General features: G+C 60.0%; 10 protein-coding genes. All 10 read right to left on the bottom strand.

Going from position 1 to position 8,418, the window contains the following annotated elements:
* Positions 1-84: 84 nt before the first annotated feature.
* A complete protein-coding gene (locus PMX70_RS09765; RefSeq protein ID WP_271740333.1) occupies positions 85-708 on the bottom strand; it encodes a cytidylate kinase-like family protein in 624 nt (207 codons plus the stop codon).
* Positions 709-756: 48 nt separating this feature from the next.
* Positions 757-1,395 (bottom strand): amino acid ABC transporter permease, encoded by a 639-nt coding sequence (locus PMX70_RS09760; protein WP_055285379.1) that lies wholly within the window; start codon positions 1,393-1,395, stop codon positions 757-759.
* 3 nt (positions 1,396-1,398) lie between these two features.
* Entirely contained in the window at positions 1,399-2,145 is a 747-nt protein-coding gene (locus PMX70_RS09755; protein ID WP_035136546.1) for an amino acid ABC transporter permease, read from the bottom strand.
* A 25-nt stretch (positions 2,146-2,170) separates the two neighbouring features.
* Positions 2,171-3,046, bottom strand: coding sequence for a transporter substrate-binding domain-containing protein (locus tag PMX70_RS09750; RefSeq protein ID WP_271740334.1), 876 nt, complete (start codon positions 3,044-3,046; stop codon positions 2,171-2,173).
* An 8-nt stretch (positions 3,047-3,054) separates the two neighbouring features.
* Positions 3,055-3,786, bottom strand: a complete 732-nt coding sequence (locus PMX70_RS09745; protein WP_022094215.1) for an amino acid ABC transporter ATP-binding protein — start codon at positions 3,784-3,786, stop codon at positions 3,055-3,057.
* 260 nt (positions 3,787-4,046) lie between these two features.
* Positions 4,047-4,490 carry a GatB/YqeY domain-containing protein gene (locus tag PMX70_RS09740; protein ID WP_117786186.1) on the bottom strand — a complete coding sequence of 148 codons (444 nt, stop codon included), beginning with the start codon at positions 4,488-4,490 and terminating at the stop codon, positions 4,047-4,049.
* Positions 4,491-4,544: 54 nt separating this feature from the next.
* Positions 4,545-5,765 (bottom strand): peptidylprolyl isomerase, encoded by a 1,221-nt coding sequence (locus PMX70_RS09735; RefSeq protein WP_271740335.1) that lies wholly within the window; start codon positions 5,763-5,765, stop codon positions 4,545-4,547.
* A 170-nt stretch (positions 5,766-5,935) separates the two neighbouring features.
* Positions 5,936-6,400: a PTS sugar transporter subunit IIA gene (locus tag PMX70_RS09730; RefSeq protein ID WP_195193289.1), complete on the bottom strand. Its 465-nt coding sequence runs from the start codon at positions 6,398-6,400 to the stop codon at positions 5,936-5,938.
* 152 nt (positions 6,401-6,552) lie between these two features.
* Positions 6,553-7,254, bottom strand: a complete 702-nt coding sequence (purN, locus tag PMX70_RS09725; protein WP_271740336.1) for a phosphoribosylglycinamide formyltransferase — start codon at positions 7,252-7,254, stop codon at positions 6,553-6,555.
* Positions 7,244-8,347, bottom strand: coding sequence for a phosphoribosylformylglycinamidine cyclo-ligase (gene purM, locus PMX70_RS09720; protein ID WP_271740337.1), 1,104 nt, complete (start codon positions 8,345-8,347; stop codon positions 7,244-7,246). The genes purN and purM overlap by 11 nt, the downstream gene beginning before the upstream one ends.
* Positions 8,348-8,418: the final 71 nt, after the last annotated feature.

Raw genomic sequence — 8,418 nt, 5'->3', positions numbered from 1 at the left:
CTATACTCATGGAAAACCTCCCATTTCCCGATGTCCAAGAAATGGGAGGCAGTTCACTGTCCCCTTTGTGGTGGTTTTGGTCGGTTAGCCTTCGAGCTGCGCTACTTTGTAGCGGTAGGCGGCGGCAATAACGTCTTTGCAACCCTCGCGGCCCAGCTTGGCGCGGTTGACGACGATGTCTTTACCGCTCGTCATCTTCCACTTTCCGGCACTGTAACGCTTGTAAAATGCCTCGCGCGCCTTCTGCTGCTGCTTGACCAGCTTGGCGCCCTTCTTTTTGTTGAGGCCGCGCTTCTTGCGCACGATCTCGACGCGGTCCTCAAAGGGAGCGGTCACCAACACGGCAATGTGGTTAGGATTGTTGCGCAGCAGGTAATCCGACAGACGGCCTTCGATAATGCAGCTCTCGGTCTCACCCAGATCCAAAATCACCTGGCTCATCTTTTGGAACAACTTATCCGAGTACGAACGCGCATCGTAGCGGTCGGGCAGAAACGCCATGTTCTCCACGGCCAGACGCTCATCATAGGCGGCCATCTTATCGAGCGACTCGCCCGCGCGCAGCGACACACGTACCAGCAGCTCGTTATCGTACAGCGGAATCCCCAACTCGTCGGCAAGCATGCGGCCAATCTCGTGGCCCTCGGCGCCAAAGTCGCGCGCGATGGTAATGACCACAGGATTCTTCTTGTTCTCCAGATCGCTCATCGCGATTCCTTTCTCTATGTGACAAAGGAACAGTCCCTTTGTCACATTCTACGCTGCCACAATACGACGTTGATACGCCCTCACCAGCAGCGAGATGCCAAAGTTGAGCACAAAGTACATCGCAAACACCAGGCCGTAGAGCATAAGCACCTGCGACAGGTCGATCGCGTGGGCCATCACGACGTTTGCCGTGTACATGAGCTCGGCCACGTTAATGCCCGAAAGATACGAGCTGTCCTTGATGACAGTCGTGCACTGGCTAAACAGCGCCGGAATGATCGTCTTAAACGTCTGCGGCAGAATGATGTAGCGCATAGTGGCAAAGAAGCCAAAGCCCTGGCTCTGCGCTGCCTCAAACTGGCCGCGCGGAATCGAGTTGAGGCCGCCGCGCACAATCTCGGCCATAACAGCGCTGGTAAACAGCGTAAAGGCGATGGTCGAAATCACAATATCCAAACCCTGCACCGTAAAGTAGATAAACAGGATCCACAGCAGGTTTGGCGTGCAACGGAACAGCTCGATATAGGCGCTCACCAAAATACGGAATGGACGGGGCGCATAGCTTTTAACGAGCGCCAGCACCGTGCCAAAGATGAGCGAGAAAAAGATCGACAGCGCCGAGATCTCGATCGTCTTAACAAAGCCGCCCCAGATGTAGAGCAGGTTGGTCGCGTTGAAGATTTCCATGCGCTAGGCCTCCTCTACGTTGTCGAGCCCCAGCTCGGCCAGGCTCACGCCGCGCGGACGCTCCTTGGAGCGGCGCTCGAGCCACTGCACCAGCATGGCGAGCGGAAAGCAGATGATGAAGTACATAAGGCAGCAGACGATGTATCCCTGCAGGTAACCGTACAGACTCACAAAGTTGTCGGAACGGTACATAAGGTCGCCGCCGGCCACAAGCGCCAGCACCGACGTGTTCTTGACCAGGTTGAGCGCCTGGTTACACAGCGGCGGCAGAATGATCTTAAATGTCTGGGGCAGCACGATGTACCAGTACGCCTGCGCACGGGTGAAGCCCTGGCTCTGGGCCGCCTCCATCTGACCGCGCGGAACCGCCTCGATACCGGTGCGGATGACCTCCGAAATGTAGGCCGCGTGATACAGACCCACGCCCAAGAAGCCCAGCACGAACGGCGCGATGCGCACCGGCTGGTCGGCACCGGTTATGGCCTGCAAAAACTGCGGACCGGCCATGTACATAAAGAGCACCTGCACGGGCAACGGGGTGTTCTGGTAAAACTCCACGTACACGCGGCTTATGGCGCGCAGCACGCGCGAGCGAGTGGTAGAGAATACGCCCAGCAGCGTGCCCAGCACCAGCGACAGCAACAGACCGGCAACGACCACCTGTAGCGTCACGCCAAAGCCCTCCCAGAAGGGCCCCATGTTTTGAAATGTCGTCGACCAACGGTCGGCGTCAAATAATCCTTCGAGCATTTGATTCCTTCCTTGGACGATGCGCCTATACAAGACCCCAGGTCTTGACCTCTTGGTCGAGCCAGCCATCGGTCAAGCGATCGCAAACCACCTGATCGACCACGGCCGAAAGGTCGCAGCCCTTCTTGGTCGCCACGCCGTAGCCCTGCTCGCCAAACTTGACCTCGGGCTGCAGCAGCTCGACGGTCTCGTTCATGTAACCGGCGAGCGTGGAGCGGTCCATGGCAAAGACGTCGATATTGCCGGCGTCGAGCGAACTCTTGATGATGGGATAGCCACTAAAGGCCCTAAACTCGGGCTCGCAGCTAAAGCCGTTGTCCTTGATCATCTGCTCGATCAGGCCCTGCGTGGTAGCACCCTGGCTCACGCCAATGACCTTGCCGTCCAGATCCTCAATCGAAGTAAAGCCCGAACGCTTCTTGACCATGAGTCCCACGTAGTCGGTGCGGTACGGCGTCGAGAAATCCCAGCTCTTCTTGCGCTCGTCGGTGATGGTGTAGGTCGCCGCGACCACGTCAAGTTGGCCGTTGTCGATCAGCGGGCCGCGCGTCTTGGGCGTTACGTCGGTAAACTCGACAAGCTCTTTGGCGCGGGCCTCCTTGTAGCTCACGCCAAAGACGGCAGCGGCGATCTGGTAGCACAAATCGACTTCCATGCCCTCAAAGCGACCCTTGGCGGTGTCGTAATAGCCGTAGCCGGGAACGTCCTTCTTAACGCCGGCATTCAGATGGCCACGCGACTTGATGGCCGCAAGCTTAGACCCCTTGTCGGAGCCCTCGCCGCTGGTGGAGTTGCCGCAACCGGCAAGCGCGGTCCCCGTCAGCGCAAGCATGCCGGCGCCCGCCAGCTGCAAAAAGTGACGGCGCGACACGGCCGCCCTCGTCATATCCGTCATGTCCATCACCGCACCTAGTGCAGAATCTTGGACAGGAACTCGCGGCAGCGCGGGTTCTCGGGGTTATCGAAGAAGTGCTCGGGCGTGCCCTCCTCCAGGATGCGGCCGTCCTCCATAAAGATGACGCGGTCGGCCACCTGGCGCGCAAAGCCCATCTCGTGCGTCACGCAGATCATGGTGATGTCCTCCTGCGCGAGCTCAATCATAACGTCCAGGACTTCCTGGACCATCTCGGGGTCGAGCGCCGAAGTCGGTTCATCAAACAGGATGATGGGCTGCTTGGTGCACAGGGCACGGGCGATGGCGATGCGCTGCTGCTGACCGCCCGAGAGATTCTGCGGATACTCGCCGGCCTTATGCGCCATGCCAACGCGCTTGAGCGCGGCGATGGCGATCTCGGTCGCCTCCTCCTTGCTCTTCTTTTGCAGCTTGATGGGCGCGAGCGTCAGATTGCCGAGCACCGTCATGTTGGGATACAGGTTGAACTGCTGAAACACCATGGAACTATACTTGCGAGCCATCTCCAGGTGATTCTTTTTGGTGAGCGGCGTACCGTCGATGACGACCTCGCCCGACGTGGGCTCCTCCAGATAATCGACGCAACGGATGAGCGTCGACTTACCCGAGCCGGAAGGCCCGATCATTACGAGCTTCTCGCCGCGCTTGACGGTGAGATTGATATCTTTGAGCACATGCAGGTCGCCAAAGTACTTGTTGAGATGCTTGATCTCGATCATGTCTGCCATGAATGTCCCTTCCCTGCGTTTACACGAGTTGAACTATTGTACGGAAAGAACCACGTTTCCGCAGCCCACACTACATTCCCGTAAAGAACCCGCAACCTTCCACCCACTCATTGGGGACAGACTTAAATGAGTGCCCGCTCATGGGGTACTCATTTAAGTCTGTCCCCAATGAGTAGCGGGGGACGCCCTTCATCGCCCAGCAAAAAGGGGCGCGACCACGTGGTCGTGCCCCTCACTATCAGCTGTTTGTCGATTGCACCTTACGCTAATTTGCCGCCGACGATCTTTGCCGCGGCCGGCTTATCGAAGTTGCCGCCGGTGGCCTTGCCCAGAGCGCCCATGACCTGGCCCATCTGCTTCTTAGAGGTCGCGCCCAGCTCGGCGATGACCTGCTCGATCAGGGCCTCGAGCTCCTCGCCCGAAACCTGCGCGGGCAGCAGACTCTCCAGAATCTTGACCTGCTCGGTCAGGTTGTCGGTACGCTCCTGGTCGGTACCGGCCTTAATGGACATCTCCAGCGTCTCGCTCGTCTGCTTAATCAGACGCTTGATCATGCTGTTGACGTCTTCCTCGGTCACATCACGACGCTCGTTGACCTCGATGTTCTTCACCTCGGCCTTAACCTGGCGAATGATAGACAGGCGAACCTTGTCCTTGGCCTTCATGGCCGCGATCATTTCCTTCTGCAGCTCTTCGTTGGTCATCTGCATATCCTCCTCAATAGCGTGGGCGGCACTCACGCGGGTACCGCCCCATGATTACTTAGTCGTCGACGAATCGTCGGTCGAACTCTTGGTGACGCCCTTCAGGCTGACGTTGTACGGCACGTCCTTGGGCATGGGGTTAACGGTGATGTCGGCTTCCTTCTTGTACTGCTCCAGCCACTCGCTGTACGCGGTGCTTGCTGCCTGCGTCTTCACCACGTTGGAGACGTACTTCTTGATGTCCTTGGGCACCTGCTTAATGTCATCGACCTGATTATCGACATGGAAGTAGTCGGTGCACTTGATGATGTGGTAACCATAGGTCGACTCGACGACGTCGCTCACATCGCCCTTGTTGAGCCCCTCGAGCGCCGCCTGGTAGCTGTCGACGAAGGTGGTGAGCTTGTCCCAGCCCACATCGCCCTTCTTATCCTTGGAGCCGGTATCGTCGGAGTACTGCTTCACGGCGTCCTCAAAGCTCAGCTCGCCGGAGTTGATCTTGTCCAGGCACTCCTGCGCCTTGGCCTTGGCGGCGGCCTTGTCCTCGTCGGAAGCGTCGGAATCAACCTTGATCAGGATGTTCGACGAGCGGCGGGCGTCGTTGTAGCTGGACAGGTTCTCGTTGATGTAATCGACAATCTCGCTGTCCTTGGGCTTGCTCGTGGGCGCGACGGCATCCTTGAGTTTCTGTTGCGCCAGACTCTCCTTGAGCGAGTCCTTGTAGGTGTCCTCGGTATAGCCGTAGGTCTTGAGGGTCTTCTTAAAGGCCTTGGCACCGCCTGCGCTCTTGCACGCGTCCTTCCAAGCCTTCTCGACCTCCTCGTCCGACACCGTCACGCCGTTCTCCTTCTGTGCCTGTTGAAGCAGAATCTGCTGCGTGTAGGAGTCGATGAGTTGCTTGCGGTACTTCTTGGGTGTGAGGTCGTTGTCAACCAGATACTGCGCCCAATCCTTATCCTTGGTGTAGCCGTAGGACGTGCGCATGCTCATGATCTGCTTGGTCACGGTGTCCTCGGTGAGGTTGGTGCCGTTGATAGTTGCAGCAACACCGCCGGTCAGCTTGTAGCCCGAGGTGTCCTCGGCCTGCGACATAAGGCCGGAGCACGCCATCGCCGAGACGGAAAGCAGCATCGCCAGCACGCCGATGACCACCAGGACGATCTTGACGGTCTTAGACACGTACGTCTTGCGCTGCTTCTTGCGAGAGCTGGAGGCAGCGCGGGCCTGCTGCTCGGGCGTCGGCGCGGCCTCGGAGTTCTTTTTCTTATTTGCCATAGTTGGCCTTTCGCATAACGAATCGAACAAACGCCATTGTGTCACAACGCAGCCCCCGCGGCACGCTTGGTGCATTGGGGACAGGTTAATCTGCACCATTTTGGTGCAAAGGGGACAGCTCTGGCAGCCGGCAGTTAGGGACAGTCCCCAAGTGCCGACTCAGCCCCACCTTAGAAGTGGCGGCGGATGGCGTCGACCATGCCCTGGGGCGTGGTCTGGCCGAGCACGTCGGCTGCGGCATCGGCGCCCATAAAGATGTTCATGAGCGCCTGCAGCGCCTCGACCTGGCCACCCGGCTCGGCAATACCCAAATTGATGACGATCTGCGCCGGCACCGGAGCGCCCATGCCAGCCATAGCGTTAAATGTCACGGGCGCGGCGGGCTTCACCACCGCGATATAGGGCTTGGCCACAAACCCCGGATCGGTATGCGGAATGGCAATGTTTGCCGCCGGCATGGCAAGACCCGTGGGATAGGCATCCTCGCGCGTGCGAACGGCGTCGAGCCAACCGGACGCAATGTAGCCACGCGGTGCAAGCTCGCCCTCGAGCCGCGCAAACACCTCATCCGGCGTCGCACACTCCCAATCAAAAAACACCAGCTCAGGCGTAAACAGCGCTTCGTTATCCGCCATGCGCTCACCTCTCTCATCTAGTCACCTGCGACGTTCTTGAATGACCAGTCGTTAAAGACCGTTCCCGATGACTACCCAAAACAAAAGGTGGCCACGCGCGCCTTGGCGCCAATGACCACCCTGACTACTCGGCTAAATTGTACTGTGCACCGCTAGCCGCGAGGCGCGTCAATTGCGACCTTGCCGCTCTCCAGCACGTGGACGCGGCCGTCGGCGAGCATTTGCACGACCTCGGGGTACAGCACGTGCTCGATCGCGTGGATGTGCTCCTCGAGCGTGTCGACATCCCAGCCCTCCTCAACAGCCAGCGCACGCTGGGCGATGATGGGACCGTTGTCGTAGATCTCGTTGGCAAAATGCACAGTCACGCCAGTAACCTTGACGCCGCGCGCAAAGGCGTCGTCAATCGCATGCGCACCGGTAAAGCTCGGCAGCAGCGCCGGATGCAAGTTAACCACGCGGTTGGGAAACGCCGCCAGCAGAGGCGTGTGCACCATGCGCATGTAGCCGGCCATGACCACATACTCGCAGCCGCGCTCCAGCAGCTCGTGCGCGATGATCTCGTCGGCGGCAATAGGGTCGGCATAGACATCCTTGGACAGCGTGAGCGTCTGGATGCCCGCACGCTCGGCACGTTGCAAGCCCTTGGCCGAAGGACGGCTCGACACCACGAGTTCAATCGAAGCGTTGAGCTTGCCGGCGGCGATCAAATCGATCAGCGCCTGCAGGTTGGTACCCGAACCGCTGATGAGCACACCGATCTTGAGCGGCTCGGCCGTATCGGTGCCGGACGGACGGGTATAGGGCACAAAGCCCAGACCCTCGGCGGCAGCCATCTGCTCGTTAGCGCTCATCGGAGTACACGACCTTACCGGAACCCTCGGCGCACTCGCCCACGCGGAACGGCTTCTCGCCCAGCGCAACCAGGGCCTCGGTCACGGCAGCCTCGTCCTCGGGGGCGACGATCAGGCACAGGCCGACGCCCATGTTGAAGGTCTTGCACGCCTCGTTGGGCGCAAGCTCGGCCTGGCGCGACACGTAGGTGATAACGGGCGGAACGTCCCAACCCATCTCGGCGCCGTTGCGGGTGACCACGGCATCGACGTCGTCGGCAAGCGCGCGGTTGAGGTTCTCGGTAATACCGCCGCCAGTGATGTGGGCGATGGCGTGCACGTTGGCGCCGCCGCGCAGCAGCTCAAGAATCGGCTTCACATAGATGCGCGTAGGGGCCAGCAGGGCGTCGGCCAGCGAAGCACCGCCGAGCTCCTCGAGCGGACGGCTCAGCTCCTCGGCCTTAGCGGCGGCCTCGGGCGTGCCCGGCTTAATGCCGTCGACGCCAATGACCTTGCGCACGAGCGAGTAGCCGTTGGAATGCACGCCGGTGGAGGGCAGGCCCAGGATCACATCGCCCGGGCGGACGTTTGCGGGATCGAGCATCTTGGGACGGTCGACGACGCCCACGGTAAAGCCGGCAAGGTCGTAGTCGGCCGGAGCCATGACGCCCGGGTGCTCAGCCATCTCGCCGCCCACGAGCGCGCAGCCCGCGAGCTTGCAGCCATCGGCCACACCCTTGATGATCTTTGCCATGTGCTCGGCCTCAATGTGGCCGATGGCAACGTAGTCCAGGAAGAACAGCGGCTCGGCGCCCGAAGCCAGAATATCGTTGACGCACATGGCGACCAGGTCCTGGCCCACCGTCTCGTGACGGTCCATGATCTGAGCGAGCACGAGTTTGGTGCCCACGCCGTCGGTACCGCTGATCAGAATCGGGTCTTCCATATCCTTAAGCGCGGCGGCCGAGAACAGGCCACCGAAGCCGCCGATACCGCCGATGACCTCGGGGCGGTTGGTGTCCTTGACCATCTGCTTAATGGCGTCGACGGCACGGCCGCCCTCGGCGGTATCGACGCCGGCATCCTCATACGTCACATGCTTGCTGTCGCTCATCTGAGCCTTCCTCTCCCACTACCGTCCGCCGCGCGGGCGCCAAACGGTGCTCATAGTTGCGTTCATTTCGG

This window comes from Collinsella aerofaciens (assembly GCF_028206795.1).
Classification (GTDB): domain Bacteria; phylum Actinomycetota; class Coriobacteriia; order Coriobacteriales; family Coriobacteriaceae; genus Collinsella; species Collinsella aerofaciens_AX.
The sequence above is the reverse complement of the archived record's forward strand: the minus strand, read 5'-3'. Positions and strand labels throughout refer to the sequence as shown.